11 protein-coding genes are annotated in these 14824 nt (G+C 59.7%); 2 read left to right on the plus strand and 9 right to left on the minus strand.

Annotation, left to right across the window (positions count from 1 at the left end):
* Positions 1 to 3 precede the first annotated feature (3 nt).
* The 9 genes from TRL7639_RS22350 to TRL7639_RS22390 form a co-directional block, all read right to left on the minus strand.
* A complete protein-coding gene (locus TRL7639_RS22350) occupies positions 4 to 651 on the minus strand; it encodes a NeuD/PglB/VioB family sugar acetyltransferase (RefSeq protein ID WP_165759893.1) in 648 nt (215 codons plus the stop codon).
* The gene (locus tag TRL7639_RS22355) at positions 641 to 1690 is read right to left on the minus strand and encodes an N-acetylneuraminate synthase family protein (protein ID WP_085798136.1); all 1050 of its coding nucleotides are present in this window, start codon (positions 1688 to 1690) and stop codon (positions 641 to 643) included. The genes TRL7639_RS22350 and TRL7639_RS22355 overlap by 11 nt, the downstream gene beginning before the upstream one ends.
* Positions 1687 to 2529: an aldolase/citrate lyase family protein gene (locus tag TRL7639_RS22360; RefSeq protein ID WP_085798137.1), complete on the minus strand. Its 843-nt coding sequence runs from the start codon at positions 2527 to 2529 to the stop codon at positions 1687 to 1689. The genes TRL7639_RS22355 and TRL7639_RS22360 overlap by 4 nt, the downstream gene beginning before the upstream one ends.
* A gap of 52 nt (positions 2530 to 2581) precedes the next feature.
* On the minus strand, positions 2582 to 4408 hold the full coding sequence (gene asnB, locus TRL7639_RS22365) for an asparagine synthase (glutamine-hydrolyzing) (RefSeq protein WP_085798138.1): 1827 nt from the start codon (positions 4406 to 4408) through the stop codon (positions 2582 to 2584).
* Between the two features lie 4 nt (positions 4409 to 4412).
* Entirely contained in the window at positions 4413 to 5888 is a 1476-nt protein-coding gene (locus TRL7639_RS22370; RefSeq protein ID WP_207559716.1) for an aminotransferase class I/II-fold pyridoxal phosphate-dependent enzyme, read from the minus strand.
* 64 nt (positions 5889 to 5952) lie between these two features.
* Positions 5953 to 6681, minus strand: coding sequence for a HisA/HisF-related TIM barrel protein (locus TRL7639_RS22375; protein WP_235820492.1), 729 nt, complete (start codon positions 6679 to 6681; stop codon positions 5953 to 5955).
* A gap of 50 nt (positions 6682 to 6731) precedes the next feature.
* Positions 6732 to 7361 carry an imidazole glycerol phosphate synthase subunit HisH gene (gene hisH / locus TRL7639_RS22380; RefSeq protein ID WP_085798140.1) on the minus strand — a complete coding sequence of 210 codons (630 nt, stop codon included), beginning with the start codon at positions 7359 to 7361 and terminating at the stop codon, positions 6732 to 6734.
* A 1-nt stretch (position 7362) separates the two neighbouring features.
* Positions 7363 to 8481 (minus strand): N-acetyl sugar amidotransferase, encoded by a 1119-nt coding sequence (locus TRL7639_RS22385; protein ID WP_085798141.1) that lies wholly within the window; start codon positions 8479 to 8481, stop codon positions 7363 to 7365.
* 199 nt (positions 8482 to 8680) lie between these two features.
* Positions 8681 to 10558 (minus strand): polysaccharide biosynthesis protein, encoded by a 1878-nt coding sequence (locus TRL7639_RS22390; RefSeq protein WP_085798161.1) that lies wholly within the window; start codon positions 10556 to 10558, stop codon positions 8681 to 8683.
* Positions 10559 to 10743: 185 nt separating this feature from the next.
* On the opposite strand from TRL7639_RS22390, the gene TRL7639_RS22395 reads away from it, so the two are divergent.
* Complete coding sequence (locus TRL7639_RS22395; RefSeq protein ID WP_085798142.1) at positions 10744 to 12894, plus strand: GumC family protein; 2151 nt, start codon at positions 10744 to 10746, stop codon at positions 12892 to 12894.
* Between the two features lie 113 nt (positions 12895 to 13007).
* Positions 13008 to 14762, plus strand: a complete 1755-nt coding sequence (locus tag TRL7639_RS22400) for a DUF2793 domain-containing protein (RefSeq protein WP_085798143.1) — start codon at positions 13008 to 13010, stop codon at positions 14760 to 14762.
* Positions 14763 to 14824: the final 62 nt, after the last annotated feature.

A 14824-nucleotide genomic window follows, 5' to 3' on the forward strand; every position in this document is an offset into this window, starting at 1 on the left:
GCCTCAGGGTGACGGGGTCAAAGCGCTCGTATCGTTGATTTTGCGGGCGGGGGCACCGACGTAGGTGCCCGGCTCAGTAATGTCGCGCATGACCACGGCTCCCGCCCCAATGGTGACATTCGAACAGATGGACACCCCCTGCACAACCGTCGCATTGGCGCCCAGCCAGACATCATCACCCAAGCTGCAATCGCCCAGCATCACCGAACGCGGTGCCAAGTGGCAGAAATCGCCCACGATGCAGTCATGTTCGACCACCGCAGCCGTGTTGACGATCACCCCCCGGCCAATGCGCGCACCGGGGTTCACCACGGTTGCGGTCAGGATCATGCTGCCCGCTCCGGGCGCATCGGCAAAGTAACCGCCGGGGTTGGCAATCAGATGGGTGCAGGTCAGACCCAGCTCCTCGGCGCGGGTCTGCAACTTGCGCCGGGTGGCGGTCTTGCCCACGGTCACGATCACATGGTGATCCTGCACCTCACTCAGATCCGAGACCCCCACCGGGATACCATCAACCAGGCTGCCCAAGGCACGCCCACCATCGCCAAAGATCACATCTGCGGGCCAGATACGCGCCGCGATGGCACCGACCACACGGCCGTGCCCACCTGCCCCAAAGAGGCACAGAGGGGTTTGCCCCTCAGCGGACATGACCACGTTGCACCTGCTCGTCGCGGGTGACGGCCTGCTCCAGGGTGCGGCCGATAAAGCTGTCGACCTCATCAGGCGGCAGGCCAGTGCCGGGGCGTTTGGCGGTCAGGTCCTGCAAGCTCAGCACATGGCCCGCGGGCAGATCGCTGAGGTAGACCAGGCTCTTGCGGGCCACACTCAGGATGTTCTGTTCGGAATTCAGGCGCCGTTTCACCCCGTCGCCCAGACCCTGTTCGACCTGACGCAGCACGGTGACCATCTGGCCAAATTCCGCAGGCTCGATCGAGGCGCGATGGTCAGGCCCTTCCATGGTGCGGTCCATGGTAAAGTGTTTCTCCAGCACCGACATGCCCAAGGCCCGCGCCGCCAGCGCCGCATAGGGGCCTTCGGTGTGATCGGAAAAGCCGGTGGGCTTGCCAAAAACGGCCGCCATATGGGGCAGCACGCGCAGGTTCTGTTCCTCGATCGCGGCCGGATAATTCGACACGCATTGCAGGATCACCACGTCATCGGTGCCATGTGCGGCCAGCAGATCCAGCGCGGTCGAGATCTCGGTCAGCGTGCCCATGCCCGTCGACAGCAAGATGGGCAGATCATATTGCGCCGCCTGCCGCAGCAAGAGCGTGTTGGTCAGCTCGCCCGAGGGCCATTTCAGGCAGACCGGGGCCAGTTTCGACACCGCCTCAAGGCTTTCGCTGTCAAAGGCGGTCGACATGAAATCGACGCCCACCTCGCGACAGTGTTTGGCCAATTCGGCAAAGACCTCTTGCGGCAGTTCCAGCTGGCGCAGCATCGCATCCTGCGAGCCCTCGCCGGTGGTGCCGGTCTGATAATCGGCCTTTTTCGTGTTCGCGGTGATCAGCGCGTCGGTCTTGTAGGTCTGGAATTTGACCGCATCGGCACCCGCCTCTTTGGCGGCATCGATCATCTTATGCGCCAGCGCGGCATCCCCGTTGTGGTTCACCCCCACCTCGGCAATGACATAGCACGGGTCATCAGCCGAGATGCGACGGCCCCCAAGTTCGATATGTGCGCTCATGCCTGTCCCTGATCCGATTTCTGTTTGCGCACCAGAGCTACCACATCATTGATGCGGCTGCAGGTGTCCTTGCGGTTCTGCTCCAGCGCGTCGCCATCCTGTGCCTGAAACGCGGCATAGATGTCGCGCAACTTGGCGACCTCGCCGGGGAAGTCCATGTTGTCTTGCAGGTCCGCCAGGCTTTGTGCCTCGCGGTGAAAGGTCCGCGACAGGATCGCCGCCGACGAGCCCAACCGGACATGCTCGCCCAGTAGGTAATCGGGGCTGACGATGCCCTCGCGCGCGCGGGCAATGCCGCCGATGCCAAAGGGCACGCCGCCCGCCCGCAGCGCCGCACAGGGCGCATCCAGCAGGCCGTCGGCGATGGGTTGGAACATGAAATCCAGCCCCAGATCCAGATGCAGGTCATTGAGCCCGATATGCAGACCCGTCAGCGGCAACCTCGCGACCATGTCGGGGATCGCCTGCAGCGCATCATTGGTTTCCACCAGCGGCAGCGCCTCGGCCCGGTCCCCGAGCAGATCAAAAAAGCGCGACAGCTCATCCGTGGTGCGGAACATCGGCAACATGATGCTGTCGGCGCCACGTGCGATGGCCTCGTCCAGCTCGGCCTTGGTGCCGTCATACAGCGGATTGATCCGCACCAGCACGTGGCCCTCGGGGGCCGCTTCGCGGATCTTGGTCACATCCTCGAGCGTTTGCTTGCTTTTCCAGGTGGCCATGCCCTTTTGGCGGACATCCTTGCCGATGTATTCCAGATCCACAAACAACCGGTCCACACCATTTTCACTGGCGTAGCGGGCGATGTCGGGATCGTCGACGATCATCAAAAACTGCATGTGGGCCTCAAATCCAATGGTCTAATCAGGGAAAAACAAGCGCGAGAGCGTATCAGACTGGGGCCTGACCCGCCTGCTCCAGAACATCTGCATCCCGGTCCACAAACAGGCGGAACCAGGTTTCAACCGAAATCAGCGCCCGCAACTGGCGGGTGAAATTCGCGGTTCCCGCAATGTGCTGGGTCAGCATGGCGTCGATGGTGTCCATGTCAAACAGGCCACGCGCCTCAAGACGGCCATCCAGCAGCATGTCGCGGGTGTAGCCTGCCAATGCCTGACGCAGCCATTCGCCAACCGGCACGGTGAACATCTGCTTGCGTCGATAGGTCAGCTCGCTGCCCAGGAAGGGTTCCACGGCCCGCTTGTACAGTGCCTTGGTCTCGCCGCCCTTAAGCTTGAGCGCACCGGGCATGGAGAAGGCAAATTCCGCCATCCGGTAATCCAGGAAGGGCGAGCGCACCTCGACCGAGTTGGCCATCGCCATCCGGTCGGGTTTGACCAGGTTGTTGCCCGGCAGCAGGGTCGTGGTTTCCGCAAACAGCACCCGGTTGATCGGATCCAGGTGATCGGCCCGGCGTATTTCGCTGGACAGGGCCCGATAGGGATCGGTGTCCTTGAACGCCTCTTTCAGGGGGCCGGCCAAAAGATCATCCGCCTGCGAGCCCACCAACAGGCCCGAGCTGCGGACAAAATCGTCTTCCCAATTCGCGCCCAGATGATCGGTCTGACCGTTCGGGAACAGATCAAGGTATTTTTCGTACCCCGCAAACAGCTCGTCCGCGCCGTCGCCCGTCAGCACCATCTTGACGTCGCGCGCCGCCAGGGATGCAACCCGGTCAGTGGGCATGAACGAGACATCGCCATGGGGTTGGTCGCAGTGCCAGATGAACCGGGGCCACATGGTGTAGGAATCATGGGTCAGGGTGCCCATTTCGTGCAGCGTTCCAAACCGCTTGGCTGCCATCCGGGCATAGCGTGTTTCGTCAAAGCGCGGATCATCAAAGCCGATGGAAAAGGTGCGAACCGGGGCGGTCTGATACATGCTCATGAAGGCCACGACCGAGCTGCTGTCGAGCCCGCCGGACAAAAACGCCCCAAAAGGCGCATCCGAGCGCATCCGAATCCGGGTCGCATCATCGAGAATACGCACCAACCCGGCCTGACCGTCGGCCTCGCTCATGTCCGTTTGCTCGGCCACATCGGCCAGATCCCAATAGCGGGTGATCTGCACGCCCTTGTCTGCCGAAATCTCGGCCCGGTGTCCGGGCGGCAGGTGGCGGATGCCGGCAAAAGCGGTCGAGGGCTGCGGGATGTAGTTGAGCGCAAAGAACTGGGCAAAAGCATCCAGATCGGGGGTATAGCTGTTGCCGTTGGCCAGGATCGCCTTGATTTCCGAAGCAAACCACAGACGCTCGCCATTCTCGCCGCCCGCCAGGTAAAGCGGTTTGACCCCCAAACGGTCGCGGTAGAGCCACAGTTTCTGGTGCTTTTTCTCAAACACGGCGATGGCGAACATGCCGTTGAGCCGGGTGACGAAATCGGGGCCCCACTGTTCAAAGGCGCGCAACAGAACCTCGGTGTCGCCTTCGCTGTCAAAGCGCGCGCCAAGCCGGCGCAGCTCTTCGCGCAGTTCGATGTAATTGTAGATCTCGCCGTTCTGAACCACCACGATGTCGCGGTCATCCGAATAAAGCGGCTGATCGCTGGCCGTGCTGAGGTCGAGAATGGCCAGACGGGTATTGCCCAACACCACCCGATCATCCGAATAATAGCCGTTTGCATCCGGGCCCCGGTGGCGGATCGCCCCCGACACCTGGGCAATCACATCATCCGACAGCTGTGTGCCATCATAGCCGAAGCTTCCAAAGATACCGCACATGTCTTTACGCTCCTGAAATGATATCGCAAATGGCGTTGATGATCCGGTCCTGGCTGCTGCGCGACATTGCGCTGCCCGAAGGCAGGCACAGCGACTGCATGAACAGTTTGCCGGATACAGGCTCGGTCGGGCTGTGGGGTTCAAACTCATAGCCTGCGCACAGTGGCTGCATGCTCATGGGTTTCCACGCCGGGCGAGTTTCGATCCCCAACCGCCCCAGATGACGCATGATCTGATAGGGGTGCACGTCGACCTGATCGGGGTCAAAGCGCAGAACCGTCAACCAGCGCGAGCCCACCGAGCCCGGCGCATCAGCCTGAAACGAGACGCCTTGCAGCGACTGGAATCCGGCCTTGTAGATCTCATAGATCTCGCGACGACGCGCGACCCGGTCGCCCAGAACCGCAAGCTGTCCCCGACCGATCCCGGCCAGAACATTGGACATGCGATAGTTATAGGCCACTTCGGAATGTTGGTAATGCTCAGCCGCGTCACGACCTTGGGTCGACAGTTTGCGTGCCTTGTCGATCAGCCCTGTGTCATCGGACACCAGCGCCCCCCCACCCGAGGTGGTGATGATCTTGTTGCCGTTGAAGGAATAGACCGACAGCAACCCATGCGCACCGCTGGGACGGCCGCGATACTGGGCGCCCAGGCTTTCGGCGGCGTCTTCGATGACCGGAATGTCATAGGTTTGGGCCAGCGCGCAAATCTCATCCAGCTTGGCAGATTGGCCGTAAAGGTGCACCACCACGATTGCGGCGGGCAGCTGTCCCAGCTTTGCGTCTTTTTCCAACCGGCTGGCCAGGGCCTGCGGGGACATGTTCCAGGTGTCCGGTTCACTGTCGATCAGCACCGGCTGTGCATGTTCATAAAGGATCGGCTGCAGCGAGGCGACAAAGGTCAGATCCGAGACATAGATCCGGTCCTGCGGCTGGATTTCCAGCACCCGCAAGGCCAGATGCAGACCCGCCGTGCCCGAAGACAGCGCCAGGGCATGGGTGCGCCCCCCCTCTTGCGCCAGAGCCACCTCGAAGGCATCAATGTTGGGGCCCGCAGGCGCGATCCAGTTGTCGGCAAAGCTTTTTTCGACAAAGCCCGCTTCGGCATCGCCCAGATGCGGCGGCGACAGCAGGATGCGATCATGCACATGCGCGGCCTCTTCGATCCCCACCGGCTGACCTGCCTCATCGACCAGCACAATGCTGTTGACCTGGGTGCGGGCAAAAAGGTCGCTGATATCCTGATCGCTGCTGCCGACCAGGGCCGTGACCGGTGGCGCAGGCGGGGCAGCCAAATCGTCCACAGGCGCATCCATCGTGGCGCCTTGCAACAGTCCGCGGCGCAGGTCGCCGTCCGTCAAGGTTCGGATCACATGACCTGCCGCGTCCACAACAACAACGATCTTCGTGCTGGCAGCTTCAAGCTGCTGCATCACGTTCCTGATGGATGTGCTCTGTTGAACGAGCTGATCTTTCATCACCATGTCATCCCAATAAATTTCAAATACCCCCAGTCACGGGGAAAACACCAAATTAGAGCCGCTACCAGCGGGCAAGGTTCTGGTCATGCGCCAGCAGCTTTTCGCGCGCTTTGGGCAAGCCGTCCCCGACAAAGTTGAACAGATTGGCGGTGGCCACAGCATCGATGTTGGCGCTGCCCAGCCCTTCCATCAGATGTTCGAAATTGCCCGCCCCCCCGGCCATGATGACCGGCAGGTGTTCAATTGCGCTGATCTGATCCAGCACATCCATCCAATAGCCCTGGCCAGTGCCGTCCTTGTCCATGGAGTTGAGATAGATCTCGCCCACGCCCAGATCGGCCACATAGGCCAGCAGATCGGTGAACTCACCTTCGACACGTTCGCTGCCACAGGCGGTATAGATTTCGAACCCGTCCTGGCTGTGGCGATAATCGATCGAGGCCACGACGCATTGGCTGCCATATTTCGCCACGGCCGCGCGGACAAACTCGGCGTTGCGAAACAGCGCCGTATTGACCACGATCTTGTCCGCGCCGCTTTGCATCAACTGGGGGATCTGATCGACCGAGGTCAGCCCGCCCCCCAAAGCCAAAGGCATGAAGCAGCCTTTGGTCACCTTTTCGACGTCACTCAGAAATTTCTGATGCGACAGCGGGGTGCCGTCATCGGCACGTTCGGTGTTGAGAATGATCAACTCGTCGATCGAAGTGGCGATGGTGCTGAAATTGTAGTTCCGGTTCAGCCAATCCGCGTTTCCCACCCGCTGCAGGCGGAAATTGCGGCTCAACATAAAACTCCCCTTTGAATACAAAAGAGTGAAGATCAGCCGCTTTTTCAGCATCAGAAGTTGTCCATAAAATTGCGAAGGATCGCCAGCCCGTTTGCCTGGCTTTTCTCGGGGTGGAACTGCGTGGCGACCACATGCTCGTGTTCAACGGCTGCGACAAAATCCACGCCATAGTTGCACAAGGCCCCCACATGATCGTCGCCGGTCGAGGCCAGCCGGAAGCTGTGGGTGAAATAGACGTCGATCCCGTCGCCCAGATCCTTGAACAAAAGCGAACCCGATTTGGGCCGAACCGTGTTGAACCCGACATGGGGCACTTTCAGCCCCTTGGCCTTCATGGTGTCGGCATCGAACTTGTCGATCACCCCGGGCACCAGACCCAGGCCCGGCGCGCCGCCGTCCTCGGTCCCGTGCTCGGTCATCAGCTGCATGCCCACACAGATCCCCAACATGGGGATCTGATCCTGGGTCACGCGCTCCATCAAAGTGTCAGCAAGACCGCTGGCCTGAAACTGCTCCATCGCGATGCGATAAGAACCCACTCCGGGCAAGAGCAGTTTGCCGGACTTGCGCAAGGCAGCCGGATCGGAAACCAGTTCAGCCTGGGCACCAATGTGTTCAAGCGCATTGATGACAGACCGCAGGTTTCCGACGCCGTAATCGACGATGCTGACAACCGTCATGTCAGGTGACCATGAATTTGGGGGTCCAGATACCGTCCACCTTTTCGAACAGCTCTGTGTTGGCCCATTTGTCCAGCACGGCGTCGAACTCTTCCTTGGTCATCTCATAGTATTCCAGATACATGTCGATGAACTCTTCCGGATAGTGCCCGTCATACATACGCACCAGGTTCACCGCCTGCTCGCGCGTCATAGCGCCGCGGCGGATTTCGATGCCCGCGTCCTGGGTGGCACGGCCAAACCCGAACTTGAGGTACATCAGATAGGCATGCAGCGCATAAAGCGCCTGATCGTTCTGGGCAAAGTTGGTGAAGGTACCCTGGTTGCCTTCGTCCTGTTCCTTGAGGCCACAGTGTTCCTTGGCCACCAGATAGTTGCGATAGGAATCCCACGGTTCAAAGTAGGACCAGTGGGTCAGGTACAGATCACGCCCTTCCAGAGCGTCATCCTTGGGGAATTGCCAGAAATACAGATCTGCCGGATCGATGTCATCGAAGAGGTTGAGAACCTTTTCATAGCCACCTTCCAGGTAGACCCGCTTCATGTATTCGATATCGAACAGGGCGCGGTTCTTGGATTCCGTCGACCCGCCATATTCGACCTCGCCATCCTCGCCGTAAAAAATCAGCGGAATGTCAAAGTTCAGCGCCACGCGGATCACCGACGACAGAATGGTCGTCAGCCAGCCGTAGTAAGGGAAGCCCTTTTCGATGAAGCCATAGCGGTTGAACCGGCGCATGACCTCGGCGTCGGGCGAGACGTGAATGTGGTTGTAGCCGGAATTGATGAAATTGCTGAGGTTCTGATCCCCCAACTCCAGCGACAGCGCCGGGCGGATGGTCACCGCCAACGGGTTCATCCCGTAGACGTGCTTGAGCTGATGCGCCACATAGGATCCGTCTTTGCCGCCGCTGACCGGAACCAGACAGTCAAATCCGCCATCGGTGGATTTGTACTTTTGCAGCAGTTCCTCGAGCTCTTTTTGACGCGAGTCCCAATCCAGTGTCTTTTTCTCTTCCATCCACTGGCAGGCGTTGCACCAACCGCGGTCATCGAAAGCAATACGGGGTCGCGTCGACATATTCAGGCAGTTGGTACACCAAGTGATTGAATCCAACATGAAAATTTATTCCCTCAGATCGTTTTAACGGGCTTGTATCAAAGTTCCATAATCCCGTCTATTGGTTTCAAGGCACACCCAAACAGCGGCCCGCCCGATCAGGCAGGCCTGCCACCAAATCAGGCAAACTTTGTAAGAAAGACTGCAACAATTCGCCCGGTCAAAGGCAAATACTCGGAACGAGAAAGAGGGGGAGGCGTTAACCCGCCTGCGAGGCTTCGAGCTCCTGGATGTGATAACCCTCGACCCGGGTGGCAATCAGATCCCGCAGACGCTGGGTGTCAGCTTCGGCGATGCAGTTCTGCAGCTCGCGCACCATGGCCACGACCTCGATCTGGGACAGTTTGCTTTCCTCGGCGCGCAGGATCTTTTCATGCGGCGTCGGCACCAGGCTGTCATCGTCGATCAGCAGCTCTTCATAGAGCTTTTCACCCGGACGCAAGCCGGTGATTTCGATGGCAATGTCGCCCTGTCCGGTCTGCTCATCGCGCACGGTGCGCCCCGACAGCTCGATCATGCGGCGCGCGATGTCGATGATCTTTTGCGGCTTGCCCATGTCCAGCACAAAGACGTCCCCGCCCCGCGCATAGGCACCCGCCAGCAGCACCAGACGGGCGGCTTCGGGGATGGTCATGAAAAAGCGCGTAACATTGGCATGGGTCACGGTAACCGGGCCGCCAGCCTCGATCTGTTTCTGAAACAGCGGCAACACCGAGCCGGACGAGCCCAGAACATTGCCAAAGCGCACCATGGCGAATTTCGTGACCGTGCTGCGAGACTGCAAATCCTGCACCACCAGTTCCGCCATCCGTTTCGAGGCGCCCATGACGTTGGTCGGGCGCACCGCCTTATCGGTGGAAATCAGGATGAAGCGCTCGATCTCGGCCTCGGCTGCGGCTTCGGCCACAACTTGCGTACCCAGCACGTTGTTGCGCGCGCCTTCCAGCTCGTTGTCTTCGACCAGCGGCACATGCTTGTAGGCCGCCGCGTGCAGGATGATCTCGACGACTTCTTCAGCGATCACACCCGAGACGCGCGCCTTGTTGGTGACCGAACCCAAACGGGTTGTGACCGGAATGCCCGCAGCCTTGGCCAAGGGGCGCAATTCGCGGTCGATCGAATAAAGCTGGAACTCGCTCTGTTCAAACAGAACGATGCGCGCAGGCGCACAGTTGATCAGCTGGCGGCACAGTTCCGATCCGATGGACCCACCGGCCCCTGTCACCATGACAACGCGTCCGGCATAGGTCTTGGCGATCTCGGGGATGTCCAGATCCACCTTGTCCCGGCCCAAAAGTTCATCCGGGGTCACCGTGCGCAGCTTGCCCTCAAGCCCGCGACCCGCCATCAGATCCACGTAAGAGGGCAGCACTTGCACCTCGGCGTCATAACCCGACAGGATCGTCAGCAGCTCTGCCTGGCGGACCGCCGTGGCCGAGGGAATCGCCAACAAGATGCGCTTCACATCGTGCTTGGCCATCATCAGGTTGATCTTGGCCCGGGCACAAACAGGCAAGCCTGCGACCATAAGCCCATGCAGGTTCGGATTGTCGTCGATGAAACCCACAGGGCGCGCCTCGCGCGAGCGGGTCAGGGCCGAAGCCAGCTGAATGCCAGCAGCACCGGCGCCATAGATCAGCACGGCCTCGCGGTCGCTGCTGCGATCATAAAGGTAGTTGAGCAGGCACAGCCCAGCCATGCGCACCGCCAGAGACGACAGGAAGAAGACCGACCCAAAGATCAGCGGCACCGATCGTGGCCCCGCGTTGCCCAGCATGTAGCTGCACACCATCGCAAGAAAGGACAGCATGACCGCCACCAGACCGATCTGAATGACCGCCCGATTTTCAAAGGCATCCAGCTTGATTTGCGGCAATCGGAAGAAAGCAATCAGCCCCATTCCCAGCAGCGTGATCGCCAAAAACAGGCTCATCCGACCTTGCATATCAGGGAGGGCGCTGCCGTATCGCAGGGCGCTTGCAATATAAAGGCTGATCGGAATCAACGCGGTGTCAGTCACAAAAAAGATGAGGCGTTTCAGCCCCCGCGGCAGATCGTGCAAATTGGAATGTAGCATCGGAAACTTCAGATCAAAAATGTTCAACTCTGGGTACGTCTACTCGGTTTGATAAAAGAAAACCAGAGAAATGAGTGTTCTACGCATTGGGGGCACACACCCCAGGATGCTAGAAATCCGCAATTGCCATTGTCGGGCCAGTATGGGAAGCAGGTTCGACACGACTTTAACTTTTGAGATTGAATATGACATCGCTTCCAAAATTCAGTTCCACTACGGTACAGGCCCCGACGCAGGCCCCCGCGACCGCAGCAGGCAGCGACGACATCGATCTGTCAAAAATTTTCCGCACATTGTGGCGGGGCAAGTTTTTCATCGCATTTTGTGCCTTCATCATGTCGGCGTTTGGCGTCTACTACGCCTTTGTTATGGCCACACCGACCTACACAGCCAGCTCGGTGGTTGCCTTGGAAAGCCGCCAGGAACAGGTTGTCGACCTGGAAAGCGTCGTTTCCGGATTGGGCGGTGACCAAATCACCATCAACACCGAAGTCGAAGTGCTGCGCTCTCGCGGGCTGCTAGACAAGCTGGCCGTCCAGCTCAACCTGGTCGACGATCCAGAATTCAACTCCACCCTGCAGCCGCCAAGCAAATTCTCGCTCGGCGCATTGATCGGTTATGTCACGAGCTTTGTGGCAACCGACACCTCCCCTCCGCCATCCCTGTCGGACCGCGCAATCCTGGATTCGATCATCGATGTCCTTCTGGCCAAGATCTCGGTCATCAACGTGCGCCAAAGCTATGTCTTTGCCATCACCGCACAAACCGAAGACCCCGAAAAATCGGCCCTGATCGCCAACACATTGGCCGAACTCTACATCCTGGATCAGCTTGAGACCAAGTTCGAAGCGACCGAGCAGGCCACCACCTGGTTGACGGACCGGGTCAGCCACCTTCAGGTCGAGCTTGAGCAGGCCGAGGCTGCCGCCAAAGATTTCAACGCCTCCACCGACCTGGTCAGCCCCGAAGACCTGGCCCAGCAGAACCGGCAGATCAAGGAACTCCGCGACCGGCTTGGAGAAGCCAGGGAAACCGAAGTGAACGCCCGACTGCGGGTCAAGGAAATTGAGCTGGCATACGATAGCCAGGACCTCAAGCAGATGGCCGAAGCCGCCGCGGACCGAACGCTGACCCGCATCTACACCCAGATCAAGGATGACCCGGACGCAGATCGCACCACGTTCGATGCGCGTTTTCAGCAAGTTCAGGAACGGGCCGAGCTGGAACAGAGCCGCGTATCCAACCAGATATCGGCGCTTGAGGCCACCATTGTAGATCAGCGTGAGCAGATCCGGCTTCAGTCGATCGATCTGGTCGAATTGCGTCAGCTTGAACGCGAGGCCGAGGCCAGCAAACTGATCTATGAGTATTTCCTGTCGCGCCTGAAAGAAACCAGCGTGCAACAGGGCATCCAGCAGGCTGATGCCCGCATCCTGTCGCAGGCCGTTGTCCCCCTGGGCCCATCCGCCCCGCGTAAAATGATCATCGTGGCCCTATCCATAATCATGGGCACGTTTGTTGGCGGCAGCCTTGTACTGCTGCGCGAGTTCACACAGACCACCTTCCGCGCGGCCGAAGACCTGGAAAGCTATACCGGTTATCCGGTTCTGGGCCAGATCCCAGCGATCAGCGCCCGCCGCCGCAAGAACGTACTGCAATATCTGGTCGAAAAACCCACCTCGGCTGCAGCCGAAGCGATCCGCAACATGCGCACCTCGGTCCTGCTGTCCAACATCGACAACCCGCCGCAGATCATCATGTCGACCTCGTCGATCCCTGGCGAGGGCAAGACCACACAGTCTCTGGCTCTGTCGCAGAACCTGTCCGGCTTGGGCAAGAAGGTGCTGCTGATCGAAGGCGACATTCGCCGCCGCGTCTTCTCGGAATACTTCGACATCAAGGAACGGCGCGGGTTGATCTCGGTCCTGGCCGGCGACCGCACGCTTGAGGAAACCGTGGTGCACGAGCCCACCATGAACGTGGACATCCTGATCGGCGAGAAGTCCGGCACCAATGCCGCCGACCTCTATTCCTCGGCACGGTTCCGCGAGTTCATGGACGAGATCCGCAAGAAATACGACTACATCATCATCGACACCCCGCCCGTTCTGGCGGTGCCCGATGCCCGTGTGATCGGCCAGTCGGTGGATGCGATCCTGTACACCGTCCGCTGGGACAAGACCACGCATCGTCAAGTCAGCGAGGGTCTGAAATCTTTCGAGACGGTGAACGTCAAGGTCACCGGCCTGGTGCTGGGTCAGATCAACGTCAAGGGCATGAAGCAATACGGCTATGGCGACAGCCATGGGGCCTATAGCGCCTATTACGACAACTGATCCTGACATGCGTGCCCGGGGATGTCCCCGGGGCGCGCAACGTACGGTGCTCACACCAGCCATAAAGTGATTTGGCCTAATTCTGCCCCCCGTTCCATTCAACGGGGGGTTTCATGCCTGTTTCACCTAATTTGTCCCTGCCCTACATCCAGCCATCGCAAGCCCAGAAGCATGTCACCCATAACGAGGGCATGCGGCGTCTGGATGCGCTGGTGCAACTGTCCGTCACCTCGGCTTCGATCACCACGCCGCCTGCAACACCTGACGATGGCGCGCGCTACATCCTGCCCATCGGCGCTGACGGCGCCTGGTCCGGACACAGCCGCGAGCTGGCGGTGTTCGAAGACACATCTTGGGCCTTTTACCCGGCCGAGGGTGGCTGGATCGCCTGGGATGAAGACGCCCAGGAGCTTCTGGCCTTTGATGGCACCGATTGGGTCAAGGCGGTCAGCCCCCCTGATTTTCAGAACCTGACGCAGGTGGGGGTTGGCACCACGGCGGACGCCGGCAACCCGCTGGCGGTCTCAGGTCCGGCCACACTGCTCAGCCATGCAGGCGCGGGCCATCAGCTCAAGCTGAACAAAGCCGCCGCCGCCGACACCGCCAGCCTGCTGTTTCAGACGAATTGGTCGGGGCGGGCCGAAATGGGCACAACCGGCTCAGATGATTTTGAGATCAAGGTCAGCGGCGATGGCACCACCTTCAAACAGGCCATCGTGGCCGACAAGGATACTGGTACAGTCAGCTTTCCATCCGGCGCCAGCGGGCTGGCCCCATCCGAATTTGGCAGCGGCGCCCTGCTGACCACCAATTACATGATCGCAAAAGGGGATGGCCTGGTGGCCAATGGCACCTGCCTGCTGGGCAATGCCTATAATTTCCCTTCGGCCTTCAGCTATGACGCCACAACGTCGCCCAACCTGCCCGCCAGCGTCCAGTTCAAGGGCCACCATGCAGGCCCCGCAACCATGTCGGAACTGGTCGCAGTAGACCCCAATCAAGTCTATCGGCTGAATTCATACCTGCGCCAGGAAAGCGTCAGCGGCGATTGGTCCGCCTTTGCCAACGGCGAACGCCATGCCCAATACATGGGCCTGATCTGCCTGGATGCGGACCGCAACATCATTTATTCCAACAACCACATGCGCTACAAACATGGGGGCGTCGACAGTCTGACCACGCTGGCCGCACCGCTGACCCCTGGCGACACCACGGTTCAACTCACCAATGCCGCCGGATGGAATGAAAGCCAATCTCCCGCCTATTATCGCGGCCTGATCATCTTTGGCTACAAGAACAGCGGCGGCTACACCTACCCGTATTACAGCCGTGTGCTTGCCACGGATCTGTTCGATCTGGGACAGATCAACAAGTCCACCAACGTCATCACCCTTAACAAGCCGCTCCCGGCCTCGATGGGCAATCCCGATCACGCCTCGGGCACCTGGCCGGCAGGCACACGCCTTGCCAATTGCTCGAGCGGCAGCACTTACAAATACGCCTTCTACAACGGCCTGCATGTGCCTCAGACCGACAAATGGTACCACACGACCGGATACATTGGTGGCATCGATACTTCGGGGACAAACGCAGCCCTCAACTTTGCCCCGGGCACCGTCTATGCCCAGCCCTTCTGGTTGCCCAATCAGACCAACGTCAGCGGTGGCATCAGCGGCTATCCTGACACTGGCGCGAACCACAAGGTCTGGTTTGCCGGCATCTCGGTCGCAGCCGACCCCCTGGCCACGCAACAGGCGATCACATCCGGGGTCACATCCGGGGTCAAGGAACTAAAGGTGCCCCAACCCAATCACACGGCAGGCACCATCACGCTGGTGGCCGCAACGCAATCGATCAAAGAGGCCTGATAGGTCAAATATACCTGAATTAGAGCCACATATCCCCGCCTGTCTTTGACGTGGCGGGGATT

The sequence above is a fragment of the Falsiruegeria litorea R37 genome (assembly GCF_900172225.1).
Taxonomy (GTDB): domain Bacteria; phylum Pseudomonadota; class Alphaproteobacteria; order Rhodobacterales; family Rhodobacteraceae; genus Falsiruegeria; species Falsiruegeria litorea.

Bases quoted from the DNA above. Each gene is read 5' to 3' on its own strand.
- TRL7639_RS22355 (WP_085798136.1), bottom strand. From the start codon at position 1,690: ATGAGCGCACATATCGAACTTGGGGGCCGTCGCATCTCGGCTGATGAC.
- TRL7639_RS22385 (WP_085798141.1), bottom strand. From the start codon at position 8,481: ATGTTGGATTCAATCACTTGGTGTACCAACTGCCTGAATATGTCGACG.
- TRL7639_RS22390 (WP_085798161.1), bottom strand. From the start codon at position 10,558: ATGCTACATTCCAATTTGCACGATCTGCCGCGGGGGCTGAAACGCCTC.
- TRL7639_RS22370 (WP_207559716.1), bottom strand. From the start codon at position 5,888: ATGAAAGATCAGCTCGTTCAACAGAGCACATCCATCAGGAACGTGATG.
- TRL7639_RS22395 (WP_085798142.1), top strand. From the start codon at position 10,744: ATGACATCGCTTCCAAAATTCAGTTCCACTACGGTACAGGCCCCGACG.
- asnB (WP_085798138.1), bottom strand. From the start codon at position 4,408: ATGTGCGGTATCTTTGGAAGCTTCGGCTATGATGGCACACAGCTGTCG.
- TRL7639_RS22375 (WP_235820492.1), bottom strand. From the start codon at position 6,681: ATGTTGAGCCGCAATTTCCGCCTGCAGCGGGTGGGAAACGCGGATTGG.
- TRL7639_RS22360 (WP_085798137.1), bottom strand. From the start codon at position 2,529: ATGCAGTTTTTGATGATCGTCGACGATCCCGACATCGCCCGCTACGCC.
- hisH (WP_085798140.1), bottom strand. From the start codon at position 7,361: ATGACGGTTGTCAGCATCGTCGATTACGGCGTCGGAAACCTGCGGTCT.
- TRL7639_RS22350 (WP_165759893.1), bottom strand. From the start codon at position 651: ATGTCCGCTGAGGGGCAAACCCCTCTGTGCCTCTTTGGGGCAGGTGGG.
- TRL7639_RS22400 (WP_085798143.1), top strand. From the start codon at position 13,008: ATGCCTGTTTCACCTAATTTGTCCCTGCCCTACATCCAGCCATCGCAA.